The 15,514-nt window shown below is 42.0% G+C and carries 19 protein-coding genes; 18 read left to right on the top strand and 1 reads right to left on the bottom strand.

Annotated elements, in window-relative coordinates:
* The 6 genes from IQP38_RS22945 (at window position 1) to IQP38_RS22920 (ending at window position 5,756) form a co-directional block, all read left to right on the top strand.
* Window positions 1–1,377: a YcjX family protein gene (locus tag IQP38_RS22945; protein WP_017636097.1), complete on the top strand. Its 1,377-nt coding sequence runs from the start codon at window positions 1–3 to the stop codon at window positions 1,375–1,377.
* Complete coding sequence (locus IQP38_RS22940; protein ID WP_193838067.1) at window positions 1,374–2,414, top strand: YcjF family protein; 1,041 nt, start codon at window positions 1,374–1,376, stop codon at window positions 2,412–2,414. The genes IQP38_RS22945 and IQP38_RS22940 overlap by 4 nt, the downstream gene beginning before the upstream one ends.
* Window positions 2,415–2,514: 100 nt before the next feature.
* Entirely contained in the window at window positions 2,515–4,059 is a 1,545-nt protein-coding gene (gene tyrR / locus IQP38_RS22935; RefSeq protein WP_017636095.1) for a transcriptional regulator TyrR, read from the top strand.
* Between the two features lie 36 nt (window positions 4,060–4,095).
* Entirely contained in the window at window positions 4,096–4,680 is a 585-nt protein-coding gene (rimJ, locus tag IQP38_RS22930) for a ribosomal protein S5-alanine N-acetyltransferase (protein ID WP_005376916.1), read from the top strand.
* Window position 4,681: 1 nt separating this feature from the next.
* On the top strand, window positions 4,682–5,269 hold the full coding sequence (locus tag IQP38_RS22925) for an HD domain-containing protein (protein ID WP_005376917.1): 588 nt from the start codon (window positions 4,682–4,684) through the stop codon (window positions 5,267–5,269).
* A gap of 13 nt (window positions 5,270–5,282) precedes the next feature.
* Window positions 5,283–5,756 carry a DUF2947 domain-containing protein gene (locus tag IQP38_RS22920; protein ID WP_017636094.1) on the top strand — a complete coding sequence of 158 codons (474 nt, stop codon included), beginning with the start codon at window positions 5,283–5,285 and terminating at the stop codon, window positions 5,754–5,756.
* A gap of 43 nt (window positions 5,757–5,799) precedes the next feature.
* Here IQP38_RS22920 and IQP38_RS22915 read toward each other — a convergent pair whose 3' ends face one another.
* On the bottom strand, window positions 5,800–6,762 hold the full coding sequence (locus IQP38_RS22915) for an integron integrase (RefSeq protein WP_017636093.1): 963 nt from the start codon (window positions 6,760–6,762) through the stop codon (window positions 5,800–5,802).
* A gap of 234 nt (window positions 6,763–6,996) precedes the next feature.
* Here IQP38_RS22915 and IQP38_RS22910 point away from each other — a divergent pair, with 234 nt between their 5' ends.
* The 12 genes from IQP38_RS22910 to IQP38_RS22810 form a co-directional block, all read left to right on the top strand.
* The gene (locus IQP38_RS22910; protein WP_193838066.1) at window positions 6,997–7,377 is read left to right on the top strand and encodes a nuclear transport factor 2 family protein; all 381 of its coding nucleotides are present in this window, start codon (window positions 6,997–6,999) and stop codon (window positions 7,375–7,377) included.
* Between the two features lie 716 nt (window positions 7,378–8,093).
* A complete protein-coding gene (locus tag IQP38_RS22895; RefSeq protein ID WP_193838064.1) occupies window positions 8,094–8,501 on the top strand; it encodes an OsmC family protein in 408 nt (135 codons plus the stop codon).
* Window positions 8,502–9,104: 603 nt separating this feature from the next.
* On the top strand, window positions 9,105–9,440 hold the full coding sequence (locus IQP38_RS22885; protein ID WP_115386123.1) for an energy transducer TonB: 336 nt from the start codon (window positions 9,105–9,107) through the stop codon (window positions 9,438–9,440).
* A 143-nt stretch (window positions 9,441–9,583) separates the two neighbouring features.
* Entirely contained in the window at window positions 9,584–9,883 is a 300-nt protein-coding gene (locus tag IQP38_RS22880; protein ID WP_140150236.1) for a hypothetical protein, read from the top strand.
* A gap of 198 nt (window positions 9,884–10,081) precedes the next feature.
* Window positions 10,082–11,182 carry a hypothetical protein gene (locus IQP38_RS22870; protein ID WP_193838063.1) on the top strand — a complete coding sequence of 367 codons (1,101 nt, stop codon included), beginning with the start codon at window positions 10,082–10,084 and terminating at the stop codon, window positions 11,180–11,182.
* 155 nt (window positions 11,183–11,337) lie between these two features.
* Window positions 11,338–11,688: a hypothetical protein gene (locus IQP38_RS22860; RefSeq protein WP_017821402.1), complete on the top strand. Its 351-nt coding sequence runs from the start codon at window positions 11,338–11,340 to the stop codon at window positions 11,686–11,688.
* A 145-nt stretch (window positions 11,689–11,833) separates the two neighbouring features.
* The gene (locus IQP38_RS22850) at window positions 11,834–12,409 is read left to right on the top strand and encodes an MltR family transcriptional regulator (RefSeq protein ID WP_025818885.1); all 576 of its coding nucleotides are present in this window, start codon (window positions 11,834–11,836) and stop codon (window positions 12,407–12,409) included.
* A gap of 158 nt (window positions 12,410–12,567) precedes the next feature.
* Window positions 12,568–12,870 (top strand): hypothetical protein, encoded by a 303-nt coding sequence (locus tag IQP38_RS22840; protein ID WP_193838062.1) that lies wholly within the window; start codon window positions 12,568–12,570, stop codon window positions 12,868–12,870.
* A gap of 185 nt (window positions 12,871–13,055) precedes the next feature.
* Window positions 13,056–13,598 (top strand): hypothetical protein, encoded by a 543-nt coding sequence (locus IQP38_RS22835; RefSeq protein WP_193838061.1) that lies wholly within the window; start codon window positions 13,056–13,058, stop codon window positions 13,596–13,598.
* A gap of 515 nt (window positions 13,599–14,113) precedes the next feature.
* Entirely contained in the window at window positions 14,114–14,392 is a 279-nt protein-coding gene (locus tag IQP38_RS22830) for a hypothetical protein (protein WP_020840791.1), read from the top strand.
* Between the two features lie 136 nt (window positions 14,393–14,528).
* Complete coding sequence (locus IQP38_RS22820) at window positions 14,529–15,044, top strand: hypothetical protein (protein WP_193838060.1); 516 nt, start codon at window positions 14,529–14,531, stop codon at window positions 15,042–15,044.
* Between the two features lie 144 nt (window positions 15,045–15,188).
* On the top strand, window positions 15,189–15,514 hold a 326-nt coding region (locus IQP38_RS22810), incomplete at its 3' end, for a hypothetical protein (RefSeq protein ID WP_228010170.1).

Here is a 15,514-nt window from a genome sequence, read left to right as displayed (position 1 = left end):
ATGAAGAGAATAAAGAAAGAAGTTAATGACTTTATCAACAGAGGTATGGACTCTAATGTTCGAATTGCTGTCACCGGACTTTCTCGTGCCGGTAAGACGGCATTCATCACGTCATTAGTGAATCAGCTTCTTCATACTGCAACCCATGACAATTTGCCTCTTTTGACTGCGGCTAGAGATAAGCGCCTTATTGGGGCGAAGCGTGAGCCTCAATCGAATATGATGGTGCCACGCTTTGCTTACGATGAGGCGATGAGCCAAATTCATGCCACTCCACCTCAGTGGCCAGTTCCGACACGTGATGTGAGTGAGATTCGCTTAGCGCTCAAGTACAAACCAAATAAAACTACGAAAAAGCTGTTGAGTAAAACCGCAATTTTAAATGTTGATATTATCGACTATCCAGGAGAGTGGTTGCTCGACCTGCCTTTATTGGACATGGACTTTGCAACGTGGTCGCAAACTCAGTTTGATGCACTTAAAGGCCAGCGTGGCGATTTAGCCAAAGCTTGGCTTTCTGAACTGGAGAAAGTGGATCTCTTTGCAGAAGTGAATGAGAAACTACTTGAGAAAGTTGCACACACATACACAGAGTACCTTCATTCTTGTAAAGACTCTGGCCTTCATTGGGTTCAGCCTGGCCGCTTTGTATTACCTGGTGAGCTAGCAGGCGCGCCGGTGCTACAGTTTTTTCCGTGTCGTGCTGATTCGGAAAGCAAAGCGCCCAAGGGCAGTAACTTAGCGATGCTAGAAGCCCGTTTTCAGGAATACCAACAGAAAGTAGTGAAAGCGTTTTATAAGCATCATTTTGCGACCTTCGATCGCCAGATTGTACTGGTGGATTGTTTGCAGCCTCTCAATGCCGGTGATGAAGCGTTTTACGACATGCGCCAAGCGCTAGAACAGATCATGCATAGCTTCCGCTATGGTCGTAGTAGCTTTTTGCGTCGTTTGTTCTCACCAAAAATCGACAAAGTGTTGTTTGCTGCTACAAAAGCGGATCATATCACGCCCGATCAGCACCCAAATTTGGTGTCTCTGCTCCAACAAATGGTGCATCCAGCATGGCAAACGGCAGCCTACGAGAATATTGAGATGAGCTGCATGAGTATCGCTTCCATCCAAGCAACCACGACGGGGTTTATTTCCTCTGGAGATAAGACCATCCCGGCGTTACAAGGAACAACATTGGGTGGTGAGCCGATGACTATGTTTCCCGGAGAGGTGCCGAAAAAGCTACCAAATGCAGCTTATTGGCAAAACAACGGGTTTGATTTTACGTCGTTTCGTCCGATTTCCTCACCGAATGATGAGCCAGTGAAGCACATACGCTTAGACAAAGCACTGGATTACCTGATTGGAGATAAATTGAAATGAGTGAGTTGAAGCAAAAACAAGTTTTCTCTGAAAAAGTAATGGAAAAAGATCAGCAATCGAATCAACCGGAGTTGACGGCGCAGCAAACATTCGGCGAAAAAGAAACATTTGTACCTGTTGAAGTTAAAGAAGCGCACCAAGAGACCGAACAGGAATTGCAACTCGAGCATGTCATTCGTCCAAAATCGGGCAGAAAATGGCTCGCGACTGGCGCATTTGCAACTTTTGCTGGTTTGGTTGGCTGGCAAGCGGTGGACTCGGTTATAACCGCAATTCAGGCTTCTGATTGGCTGGCCTTAAGCTGGACGGGGTTTATTGCTGCGATCGCTTCGCTTGGTTTAGGAGCTATGGGTAAAGAGCTTTGGAAACTGCGAAAACTACGAAATCATTTTAGTGTTCAAGAAGAAGCAGAAGCACTTGTTAATAGTGAGAGCGTTGGGAAAGGGAAAGCCTTTTGCGAAACCGTAGCAGAACAAAGTGGTGTGATGGCAGAGAATCCGGGCTTTGATCGTTGGCAGAACAGTATTAACCCTGCTCATAGTGACGCTGAAATTCTTGATATGTATGACTCGATGGTGGTGATCCAACAAGACAAGTTGGCAACGAAAATCGTATCACAGCACGCAACCGAGTGTGCGGCCCTAGTCGCCGTGAGCCCTCTGGCTGCCGCTGATATGTTGCTGGTGGCGTGGCGAAATTTCAAAATGATCGACAACCTCTCCAAAGTATATGGGGTAGAGCTAGGTTATGCCTCTCGCATCAAGTTACTAAGAGCGGTATTTGTCAATATGGCGGCGGCTGGAGCCAGTGAGCTCGCTATTGATGCCAGTATGGATTTGATGTCGATGGATCTTGCTGGCAAAGTTTCTGCTCGTGCAGGGCAGGGACTAGGTGTTGGTATTCTAACGGCACGTTTGGGCTTGAAAGCGATGACCTTATTGCGTCCACTACCCTGGTATCCTGACCGTCAGGTTAAGTTGGGCACCATACGCAAGGCAGTGGCGGCGAAAGTTGCATCAATTACGATGAAACCGTAACGAATATCAACTTTGATGGATAGGATTGCTTGACGCCATTCCAAGCATGATAGAAACTACTGTCAACTTTTCCTGACAGTTGTGAATTGGGATATTTTAAGTGCGTCTTGAAGTCTTATGTGAAGATCGACTCGGCTTGACCCGAGAACTGCTCGATATTTTAGCGTCTAAAAGCATCGACTTGCGTGGTATCGAAATCGATATTAGCGGTATTATCTATTTGAATTGCCCGGATATTGATTTTGATACGTTTAGTGAGCTGATGGCTGAAATCCGCCGTATTCCGGGGGTGAAAGACGTACGTAAAATCCAGTTTATGCCGATGGAGCGCCACAATACGGAGCTGCTCTCGTTAGTTGATAACTTGCCCGATCCGGTTTTTGCCATTGATCTTAAAGGTGCCGTAGACATGGCAAACATGTCTGCACTTTCATTGCTTGGCCTTCACAAGCAAGAAGTGATTGGTACTCAAATCGGTGCTTTGTTACCAAGTGTTCGTTTCTCTCGTTGGTCTGAAGGTGTTAATGGTCGAACGCGGGAAAACCTTGTGATTGATGGCTTGGACTATGTTCTAGAGTTGATGCCCGTTTATATCCGAGACGAAGCGCAAAACTCGACTCTAGCGAGTACTCTAATGACGATTCGCTCTAGTCAGCAAGTTGCCAGAATTGAAGAAGCACTACCGCTGCATAATCCTCTGGGTTTTGAGCACTTTGTTGGTATATCGAACCGTCATAAAGCACTAATGAACCAAGCTAAGAAGCTGTCTGTGCTTGACCAACCATTGTTGATTGAGGGCGAAACGGGGACTGGTAAAGAAATGCTTGCTAAAGCTTGCCACAGCCGTTCTAGCCGTGCGAGCAAACCATTCCTAGTTTTGAGTTGTGCTTCTATGCCTGACGATGTAGCAGAAACCGAACTTTTTGGTCATGCGCCGGGTTCATTCAATCATGAACAAGGCCACAAAGGCATCTTTGAGCAAGCAAATGGCGGCACGGTATTTCTTGATGAAATCGGTGAAATGAGTTCGCACCTTCAAATCAAGCTGTTACGTTTTCTACAGGATGGTAATTTCCGTCGTGTCGGTGCAGAAGATGAGATGCATGTCGATGTTCGTATCATCGCTTCAACAAAACATAACCTTGCCGAGCTTTCTGAAGCAGGAATGTTCCGTGAAGATTTGTATTATCGTCTCAACGTACTTACGCTCAGCATTCCTCCGTTACGTAAGCGCTCAAACGACGTTGTACCATTGCTTGAGTTGTTTGTGGCGAAACATGCTCAACAGCTTGGGATTGATAAGCCAGAGTTTGATGATGGTCTAGTTGATGCCCTTGCAAATTATCAGTGGCCAGGAAACATGCGCCAGCTGGATAACATGGTTCTTCGAGCGCTCACGGAAATGGATGGTGATATACTAAACGCGGATCACTTCAATTTACCTCAGCCTCAGTCAGTCGGCGCTGGTAGTGCAACGCTTAACATCGACGGTTCTTTGGATGAGATCATGCGTGATTATGAATCTCAAGTTCTGGAACGTTTGTATCAGTCATTCCCATCAAGCCGCAAGCTTGCTAAGCGCTTGAATGTATCGCATACCTCAATCGCTAATAAACTGCGTGATTACGGTATCCGTAAGAATTAATCGAATTGAACGAAAAGACGGAATTAATCATTTGTAATGGAAGATAACAGCTCATCTATCGCCGTTCATAAGTTGGACGGTGACTTGCTTCTTCGTACCGCTGAAATCGGTGACGCAGATATGATTGCCGAATATTTTCAAGCCAACCGAGAATACCTGAAACCGTTTGAACCGAAACGTGAAGAGGCTTTTTTCTCAGTGAACGGTTGGTTGCAAAAGCTTATCAAGCTCAATGAGCTGCATCGAATGGGATTGGGGTATTATTGCCTTTTAGTCAGAGCCTCTTCGGGTGAAATGCTAGGTACGATATCCTTTAGTAGTTTGAGTCGTTTTCCTTTTTATTCTTGTAACGTCGGATATTCTCTCGCTGAAAAAGCGCAAGGGCATGGTTATATGCGTCGTGGATTAACCATGGCTTGCGACTACATGTTTAACGTTCAGAAACTGCATCGTATTCAAGCTGGCTACATGCCTCACAATAAACGTAGTGAAGCTGTGCTAGAGCATGTAGGGTTCAACCGAGAAGGGTATGCAAAAGATTACCTTTTGATTAATGGTGAGTGGCAAGACCACGTCCTAACGTCGCTTATTAATCCGAATTGGCAGCCAGAAGGACGATAGTATGGAACGATTGGAAAAGCAGTTAGCACTTGTAATCGAGCTCGATAAACTCAAAAGCATTTTGCGCCGAACTCGAGTTAAAAGTGCTGAAGGGCGCCTCGAAAATAGTGGTGAGCATAGTTGGCATGTCGCACTGATGGCAATATTGATGGAAGAGCATGCGAATGCACCTGTTGATATTTGCCGAGTGATGAAAATGTTATTGATACATGACGTAGTAGAGATCGACGCGGGCGATACCTTTGTTTATGATACTGCTGCGTCTCAAGAGCAAGCAGAAAAAGAAATCAGAGCCGCAGAGCGCTTGTTTGGTATGTTACCCAGCGATCAGGAGCAAGAGCTATTGGCGCTTTGGCATGAATTTGAAGCCGCGCAGACCGATGATGCTAAGTATGCAAAAGCACTCGATCGGTTAATTCCAATGCTCTTGAACTACCATAATAATGGTCAGAGTTGGAAGGAACATGGTGTCTCACGCGAACAAGCACTTACCATTAATAAACGAATTGAATTTGGCTCTGTTACCTTATGGGACAAAGCGAAAGAGTTGATTGAAGAAGCCACAGAGAAAGGTTGGCTGAAATCGTAATAAAGGAGACTGAATGTCTTATTTGCCTTTGGACGAATACCAAAGAAAATGGATTTTTACGCATCAGTCGATGCCTGTGCCAGAAGAAGATTTGGCTTTTATTAAGCCGATGAGCCAAGCCCGCTCAGCACAATTTTGGAAAGAAAATATCAGTGCTCAAAGCCCTGATATGGATAGACTTAGTTCCCAAGACTGGCCAATGAATGAGGCGAATTGGTCTGAAACTGTGGATTGGATGGCTGCGTGGGAGTCGGATGATCCTGACATGCCAGCGGAAGCTGAGGCACATATCGATTGGCAAGACGATGTAACCGTTTACTTTTGCTACGAGAAGTACAATGTCATCGAAACGAAATGGTCTATTTTTAAAAAGCACTGGAAGAACTTTCTCTTTTATGACGATGGTCCGATACTAATAGGACGTCGCCGTTCGCAAGCACTTTGGTTTGATTCAAAAGGCAATGTGAAACTCGGTGTTCGTCAATAAAGAGTTATAAAACAAAGCCACCTTTCGAGGTGGCTTTGTTTTTCTAAAGGCTGGATAATGGACTCAACACACCACCAGCCCCGCGCTCGATAACGTGAGTATAGATTTGCGTGGTTTTTACATCAGTATGCCCTAATTGTTCCTGAACAGTTCTAATGTCTGCGCCAGATTCCAATAAATGCGTGGCAAAACTGTGTCTTAGTGTGTGGCAAGTTACAGTTTTCTCAATGCTTGCGTCGCTTGCCGCGCGCTTTACCGCTCTTTGTATTGCGCTTTCATTGATATGATGCCTCCGGAGTTCACCAGTGTCTCGATCTGCGCTTAACTTTGTTGATGGAAACAAAAAGTGCCAGTTAAAATCTAGCTCCGCTTTTGGGTATTTACGTCGTAAACCTTCAGAGATATATACGCCCGCATAACCAGGCATGTGCCTATCTTTAAAGTAGTAGTTTCTTGCTAAATTAACTTGAGCTTTGAGTGGTTCATGTAGTTCTTTGGCTAATGTGACTGTACGATTTTTACCTCCTTTTCCTTGCCAAACGCGAACTGCACCATAATCATAATCGATGTCTTGAACTCTTAAGCGTAAACATTCCATAACTCGAAGCCCGGAGCCGTAAAGTAGCTGAATATGGAGTCTATACCTCGGGTCGATATGCTGAACGAATCTTCGGATCTCCTCCCTGGTTAACACAACGGGAAGTTTCTTTTCGGTCAAGGATTTCTGAAATCTCATATCAAGTGATAGTGGGGTTTTAAAATAATCACGATATAAAAATGATATTGAGTTCAGCGCCAAAGCTTGCGTTTTTACCGCAACTTTTTCTTCTACCGCTAAGTAACTCAGAAATTGAATGACATCATCTTCTGCTAGTGTTGATGGGTGGGCGAGCTGGTGAAAAGTGATAAAACGTTTTATCCAAAATAGATAACTTTCGATAGTTTTATTCGCATAATGACGAGTAAGCATGTGCTCTTTTACACTAAGTAAAAACTGACTTTTCATGATAAATTAACCTGTTTATTTATACAGCTCCGTTAATGTATCACCATTTTTGAAATTAGCGTGCTGTGCGCCGCCTAATTGCGCGCGCCACCACACATATTCATACTGTTTTTCTATTTGTTTCATGCATATAAGTGCTACGATTGATAGCGCTTTTGATAAGAAAGAAGGCGGTAGCCTGCCAGAAAAACGGCAAATCGCCGTATAGAAAGCGTTAGGTGCTTGGAGAAAATCATGAACTCAAAGGAAGTCGTCCTAGCTTTTCGGGATGCGATGAAAACAAACGACTTTGCTAAAGCAAGCGAGTGGCTTAGCCCTGGTTTTGAGGGTTTCTGGCCGCAGTCTGGTGAACTCATTATTGGCCGAGACAACTTTACGGCTATCAATTTTTATTACCCAGCGAATGGTATTTGGGAGTTTACAATTCACTCTGTAGTTTGCGATGGTGAAACAGTTGTCACTGATGTATCAATTACAGATAGCGTCCAAAAAGCACGAGCTATAACTTTTCATACCGTTGAAAATGGCTTGATAAGTAAGCAAAAAGAGTTCTGTCCAGACCCAATGGAAGCACAGGCATGGCGGGCAAAATGGGTCAGATTAGTGCAAGATTAAGCTACGCACCTAACAAACAATTTAAGAGTGATTCGGCACGCGTGGCATTTTTACTATGCGTTGGTTTTAATGGTTAAGGTGGTATGCGGAAGCACCGTATTGCGTGCCTCACACCTTAATTGGGCGTTAGTACGGGTTTGACATCAAAGGTCATAAGTTTTGGTGTTTATCTGTTTTGGTGCTTGTCTTTACACCTTTCAGTTTGTGTCTTTCACGTTCTTTCCGGTGGCACTATATGCGGAGTGTTTGCTTTGATTTCACCGTTTACGGTCTCTAACTCTTAGCCTATTTCTTTGGCGCTTCTTCGTTTTCGTTGTACTTCCTGGTTAATCTTGTCGTTCGTTGGGTGTTGCCATCAAAGTGCGAGGATCGAATCCTTTTCTAATTTGAAGCAAGTAAAAGTAGGGGAGTTCAGTGCGTTTTTCTTCTAGCTCAATTTCGTCTCTTAATGGCGGTAAAGTTTTGTAGCTGCGCGTCTCACTTCAGTGTTCAAAGCCTTTCATATCATGCTAGTTTTCAATATCTTGGAGCGCATAAATAGAAGTAGCGCATGTACTAACAAATTGCTTAAGAGTGATTCGTAACGCGTGGCATTTTTACTTTGCGGTGGCTTATGTGATTAAGGCGCTGTGCGGTAGCTTTTGTATTGCGTTACTCACACCTTAGCAAGGCGTTAAGTGCAATCAGCGAGAGTCACATCAAAAAAGTAGGGAAGTATGAGCATTAATATAAAATGGGATGGTGATTGTCGCTTTAAAGTGTCAACTGAAGGCGGTTTTACGTTTAATGTTGACGCTACAAGAGAGAAAGCCCCTTGTCCAACGGAAGTTCTATTGTCGGCTTTAGGTTCATGTAGTGCTACGGATGTCGTCTTGTTACTACAAGATCAAGGTTTTGAAGTTCAAGGTCTAGAAAATACGGTTACTTTTGCCCTAACGGAATCAGAACCTCGTTTATATAAATCGGCAAACTTACACTTTACAGTAAATGGCAGTGGTTTTAAGGAATCTGACATTTTGCGAGCAGCTAAAGAAGCGGTGGAAAAGCATTGTCATGTCTGTCTTATGTTGAGCCCTACGATCGATATCACTTGTTTAGCCGAAGTGGGTAAAAATTGCACTTAACAAAGCGTTTAAGAGGGATTTGGCACGCGTGGCATTTTTAACATGCGTTGAGTTTAGTGTTTAAGGTGCTTTGCAGAAGCTTTTGTATTGCGTGCCGGCACCCCTTAACGCGGCGTTAACTGGCGCAGAAAATACGAAAGCACATTGATACGGTTTCTAGGTTCAGAGGTTTAGCGTGTTCGGTCGGTTTCCTTAATTGAGCTAATGCGACTAATTTCAATTTGGTACTTAAGTTTACTGATGTGAAAGGCGGCACAAAGCCTTCTAATAATATAAGGCATTCGCGATTAGTTCGGCGAACTTACATCGCCGAAGTATGGTGTTGTGAGACGCATTTCAAACTAAAGATAAACGGTAATCTTTTGGTTAAATACATATTTGAGTTAGCTTTACTAATCATTAGTTAGGAAAACCAGCTTTGGGTAAAGTGGCTGTAAGATCGGCGAAAACTGAAAGGCGCTCAGTTAACAAACTGTTCAAGAGGGATTCGCAACGCGTGGCATTTTTACTATGCGTTGAGTTTAATGTTTAAGGTGGTATGCGGCGGCTTTTGTATCGCGTTGCTCACCCCTTAACAGAGCGTTATGTTGTCAAAGATTAAGTATGAAGATTTTAATATTATTTATAGCGGCATTATTGTCTGGCTGCGCTGGTTTAATTGAAAGTGCTAGTTCCCCAAATTATCGAGAACACAAAGCTCGGGACAGTGTATCGCCTAGTAATCATAAAGGTTCAAGGAAAAACAAATTAGTCGGTACTGTTGTACTCACGTTTAATATTAATAGTCAGGGTGATGTGATTGACATAATGGTTACTGATTCTGTACCTAAAGGAGTATTCGATGCTGAAGCTGTGCGAATATTATCAAAACGGAAGTATGCGCCTTCCGAAAAAGGGGAAACTGGCCCTAAAAAAGCTAAGTTCGAGTTTAAAATTTGACACATAACAAACTGCTTAAGAGGGATTCGCAACGCGTGGCATTTTTGCTATGCGTTGGTTTAAGTGATTAAGGTGGTGTGCTGCAACATCGGTATTGCGTTGCTCACCCCTTAGCAGGGCGTTAGAGCGCAGGAGAAAAAAGTATGAACATGACCGATATAGTTGAATACATTTCATATCTTATCGCCGGCATTATTATCGCTCCTTTCGGCTTTATGCTGTTTAAAGAATTCATTGGTGAAGATCGCAAGACAGTTACAGATGAAGTCAAATCGACAGTAGGTAACGAATCGAGAAAGTTTCTGGGTGGTAGGTATGGTGATGCCGTTGTAGGTCAATTTGTCGAGTTTAAACTGATAATAGCGATAGGCTTGCCAGTAGTGCTATTTCTAGGAATTTCTTCCTTGGTTAATTCTCTTTTGAAAGTTCTGTTCAACCTGTGAGTTGCGCTCTAACAAACTGTTCAAGAGGGATTCGCAACGCGTGGCATTTTTACTATGCGTTGGTTTTAGTGTTTAAGGTGGTATGCGGCGGCTTTTGTATTGCGTTGCTCACCCCTTAACAGGGCGTTAACTAGCACAATGACTACCGTATAATGTTTTGATAAATTTTGGACGGCAAGCTTAATTTTGGGAAGTTTTATGACAAAAAAGTACTCAGCTATATACTATCCAGATAGCTATATTTTCAGCCAAAAGTCGTTGATGACATACTTATTTATCTATGATGAATTACATCTTGTAACCTTTGCTGATGACTCGAAAAATCCCACCGAATATTTTAAAAATATACCAGATTATACGACTGTTACTTCTATGACACAGGATGGTAGTCAAAGGGAGTTTTACATTCACGGGGATGAAGTAACTTCAAATGCTGCAGGCGATGTTAATGCTGATGCGAGGCAAGTAATTCAGTTTTATCAATTTATACATAAATATAAAAGTCTAATTGGTGAGTCTATTTATTTTCACCCCAATATGATAGCTAACTTATGGTCAAGTATGACCGAGCAACTGTGGAATGGTGGACTTCCTATACAGGATCTTGTAAGTCTTTTATCAGGCAATAATCCAACATTGCTGGAATATGAAAAATTTCAGCAAGAATATCCAGAAGTTAAAAGTGAAACCCTATGGAGAACAGTCCCTACGGCATTAAACTTAGCTCAGGATAAGGACTTCATACTAGTTAGCGACAAAGCTGATATATCAGTTCCGTTTTTATCTGAAAATCATAAAAATGTTAAGTTGTTAACAAGTGTCTTGGCTGAAGAATGTGTAAAAATCATGATACCAGACTGCCGCCAAGCGACCCCTGATGAAATTTTAGAGATAAGAAGTAAACTGAAAGATAACTTGTTGCCTTTCCGTATGTCATTGCAAAAACTTACTGGTGATTTAAGAGGAGCTCTTGAGTCAGACGCGAAAATTGACGATCTCAAAGGAGAGGCAAAGTTTATAGTTGAAAGTCAAATAGAACCTCAACTTTATGAGTTAAAGCAAGCAATTGAAAGAAGTAACTCTAAACTGATGAATAATGTATTTGGAAAGTTTTTACATTGGGTGCCATACATAGCAAAAGCGTGGGCTATGCCAACTCCTGAAAATATTTTATCGATAGCTCAAAAAATGGGAGAAGATACGAACTCAATTCTTGATACTATTGATGATTTTTCTTATACCAAAGCACAAGGTTTATCATTTCTACTACAGGTCGAAGAAGCAACTGGCAAAAAATGAGCATAAAAAAGCGCTAGTTAACAATCTGTTTAAGAGTGATTCGCAACGCGTGGCATTTTTACTATGCGTTGCGTTTGGTGTTTAAGGTGGTTTGCGGCAGCTCTTGTATTGCGTTGCTCACACCTTAACAGGGCGTTATGCTCTAGGAGGGAATTTTGCTCAATTTACTGAAGAAAGTGGTGCTAATCAATCTTGTTGCAGCATTGATTGTTATTCTCTTAGCTCAGTTTGTCCCCTTCTTTGCTACTACTCAGCCAGTCGACTTTCTGTTCTTCGTTGTTATCGTGAACTGGGTTTTAGCAAAGCTTATGTGGGAAGGTGGCGTATATAGTAAAACAGCGCATATGGATGATTCTAGAACAGATAAAGTTTACAAAATGGTAGAAGGTCATGATTTCGAAGAAGACCAACGAGAGCAGCATAGAATGAACTTCCAGACAGGTTTGGTTTTCTTTATTGCAGGGCTTCCAGCGTTTATCACTTGCTTAATTCTCCAATTTCTTTGAGTACGAGCATAACAAATTGTTCAAGAGTGATTCGGCACGCGTGGCATTTTTACCATGCGTTGGTTTTAGTGGTTAAGGTGTTATGCGGAACCTTCGGTATTGCGTGCCTCACACCTTAACAAGGCGTTATGGCTCAAGGAGAAATATGTTAGTAGAACATGCTGTAGATTTGGGTGAGTTTGTAACCGAACTCCAAAGTGAGACTGATCGAGGGTTACCTTTGGTTGGTGCTGCTCTCATTGATGAAAAGCTGTCAAAAACACTGGAGTCATTTTTCGTTGGGGGTAAGTCGACCAAAAATCTGCTCTTTGGTGCTAATGCACCCATTGGGGACTTATCTTCTCGCGTTGAATTATGCCTTTCGCTTGGATTAATAGACCAATTTGAGTATCAAGAGATTCAAATTATTCGCAAAATACGTAATCAGTTTGCCCATCTTCGACATGGACTCACCTTTGACGATGAGAAAATAAAAGGTTTGTGTACTAGCCTCAAATCTCCTTTACCTGATGGTATGCCGAAGGAGCGGCAAACAGCAAGGTTTCGGCTTATTAACGCGATTGTATGCATCGTTCTAAGGTTGTTTTATCGTCCTGAGTGGGTTGCTAAAGAACAAAGAGTGCCAAAGCAATGGGTTCCAGACTCAACTTGGTACAACACCAATGACACTCCGCCACCAGAGAATGCAGGTTTTGTTGGGTTAGTCAGCAAGTCGCTGTGAGTTGCGCCATAACAAACTGTTCAAGAGGGATTCGCAACGCATGGCATTTTCACTATGCGTTGGTTTTAGTGGTTAAGGTGGTATGCGGTGGCTTTGGTATTGCGTTGCTCACCCCTTAACAGGGCGTTATACGTTTTGGGAAGATCGGAGGCAAGAAAATGTCTGAAGAAGCGATTAAACTAGTAAAGAACCTACTCGAAACAGATGATAATTATATAGAAAACATAATTGCATTATCGCGTATTGGAAACGAAATGTATGGGCAATGCTGGAACACTGATTACCACGTATTTGGTCTCATAGCATCGGAGACGGACCATTTACCACTTAATCATGTTCGTTTGAATTGCTCAGAGGAGTTTCTCGTAAAAGCTGATAAAGAGCTAGTTGAAACGATGAAGTTTTATCGTTCCGATGTTGTTAGTGCTTGCAATAAGATCATCAGAAATATAAACGTATAACAAAGCGTTTAAGGCAGATTCGCAACGCGTGGCATTTTTGGTTTTAATCGGCTTTAGTGTTTACGGCACAATGTTTTAGGTCGGTGGTCTGCGTTGCTCACTACTTAACGCGGCGTTATGTAACCAGCGAGAGTTTGACGAAAAATTCTGATAAATTAGAGCTTTAAGTTCTATGATTGTTAAATATGAATAAAGTGTTTTTCAAAGAATCAGCTTATATAATTGTAGGCTTGTTTCTTATTTACCTGTTGGTTTACCTGCTAGGTTCAATAACTGGAGTGGCAATTTATGCCTTCTATACATTACTTGGTATAACAGTTGTCTTGACTGTTCTATTGCTCAGTTACGCTTTTATTCCTAGCTTTTTGCATGAAGACTTCGATGAAGAACTGAAAAAAGGTGAAGCGGGGGAGTTTCATGTCATTTCGCTTCCTCTGCTTTTATTCTTTTCCTTTTCTCTAACTTCTTATTTAGGTTGGTGTAGTTATGGGGAAGGCTTCATGACTGCAAATAACAGTAATCCTTTAATTTGGTTAGCCTATGGAGTTGATAACTTTGTACGTGCTGCTTTTTTTGATTTTGCTGAAATATATGGACTAGACTTGTCAAAAATCGAGCATAATAGCAACTTTCTTCCATCAACGTTCGTATTTTGTTTTAGAACGGCAATGTCATTAAGCATTATTTCTGTAGCTTGGAGAGCGTTTAAACAGTTGAATAAAATTTAAAATAGTAAGGGTGTCCCCTCTCGAGGAGGGGACTGGAGATAGATCTCCAAATTTCAACTCTTGGGTTTTATGCAGCATCCATTCTGTTGTTGAAATTGTGGTGTCTTCAAAAGAGAAGTACCTGCTTCCGCAGAATCCTTGCCTGCTCCACAAGCTAGTGTTTTAGTTGCACCGGTCACCCAACGACGCATAACTCATTAGAGCCTTCATAGAATGTCTCCTTTATGAGTGAAGTTTTAACTTCAAAACGAAGTTTGCATGAATCAGGGTAAGCGATCAATGATCTTGTCATAGTCATGTGATAATGGTTACATAACAAAGCATTTAAGAGTGATTCCCAACGCTTGGCATTTTTCATTCTATCGTTGGGTTTTGTGTTTAAGGTGTTATGGTTAGGTTCAGTGGTAGCGTTGCTCACACCTTAATGCGGCGTTAGGCGACATGAGATAAACGGTAGAGTAGTGATAGTATCTTGGCGTGAATCTAGCTTCAGTTAATAGAAAAGGAGTGGATTAATGAATGGTAAAGCATTTGATAATTGGCAAAAATCTCGAAAGAAAGGATGTTTAAATTGGCTTTTCAGAACAACTTTCGTCACAGCCATTTTGTACATGATTTTTAATGTTATTTTCCTTTATCCATCTTCTGATGCGGCAAGCATTACGATTTTCTTATCGGATAATGCTCTTAATTACTCAATTTACACGATCGGGATGTTTTTCGCATTTTGGGCTATTTGGCTATACAACGAATCTTCGTATGAGAAAGAAGTTAAACGTAGAAATGTCGCCTAACAAACTGTTCAAGAGGGATTCGCAACGCGTGGCATTTTTACTATGCGTTGGTTTTAGTGTTTAAGGTGTTATGCGGCGGATTTGGTATTGCGTTGCTCACCCCTTAACAGGGCGTTAGAACACACGGAGGCAATAAATGGCTGAATGGGAAAATCCAAGATATTTTGACAATAGTTATAGTCCTGATTTAGAGGTGACAAAACTAGACCTCTACAGGTTGCTCAATCAGTTTTTAGCTAGCAAAACATTATCGAAACTATGTAACGCAGATGGTGAGCTGAACCATGCTATGTACACACTCGATCCATTTTTTGAAGTTGAAGCAACTAGAATACTATTAAGTTCTGCTGTAATAGCGCGTGTGATAGATGATAAGCACAAAGACCTTCATCAATATAATACGAAAAGCGGAATCTTAATTCCGAACCTCAATGAGCCAGAAAACACTGTTGATCCTAACTTGAGAGAAGCCTGCAATAAAATCATTCATGCTGATACCATTAGATATGATGTCGAAGTTGAAGTGCAGGGCATGACTCAACGGTATTTCAATCCATACATATATTATTATGGTTCTTTGGGAAAAAAGCGTTGGAAAGCAACGTTGAATGTAGTCGATTACGTAAAGAACTATACGGACAATATCGTGTAAGTGTGCTCTAACAAACTGTTTAAGAGTGATTCGCAACGCGTGGCATTTTTATTATGCGTTGGTTTTAGTGTTTAAGGTGGTATGCGGGAGCTTCGGTATTGCGTTGCTCACACCTTAACAGGGCGTTAGCTGTTTGAGGAAAAAATGAGAAAATTCGATAAGCCGCTATTCTGGCTGTATATAAAAACAAGAGACTCATTGTTGTCATCTTTTAAGGGCTTTCTGGGAATGCTTTTAGTGTTGATCGGAGCAGCAGTAGTTTTAGGTAATGAATCCCCTGAGAATGTCTGGATTTCGGTGGGAATCATTTTATTAGTATTGAGTCTTCCAGTCTCAATGGGCCTGATGATGATAAAGCTCAAATTTAAGAGTTTTGCTGGATCAATACCTACAGCAGAACTAGCATATTTTTTACAGCACGATGAAGATGCAAAGTTAGATAAAGCTGTGAGAGGCTTATTTTCGTTATG

Origin of the sequence: Vibrio sp. OPT41 (assembly GCF_015163595.1) — a bacterium.
Lineage (GTDB): Bacteria > Pseudomonadota > Gammaproteobacteria > Enterobacterales > Vibrionaceae > Vibrio > Vibrio alginolyticus.
Note: the sequence above shows the minus strand (reverse complement) of the source record. Positions and strands in the feature narration are given on the sequence as shown.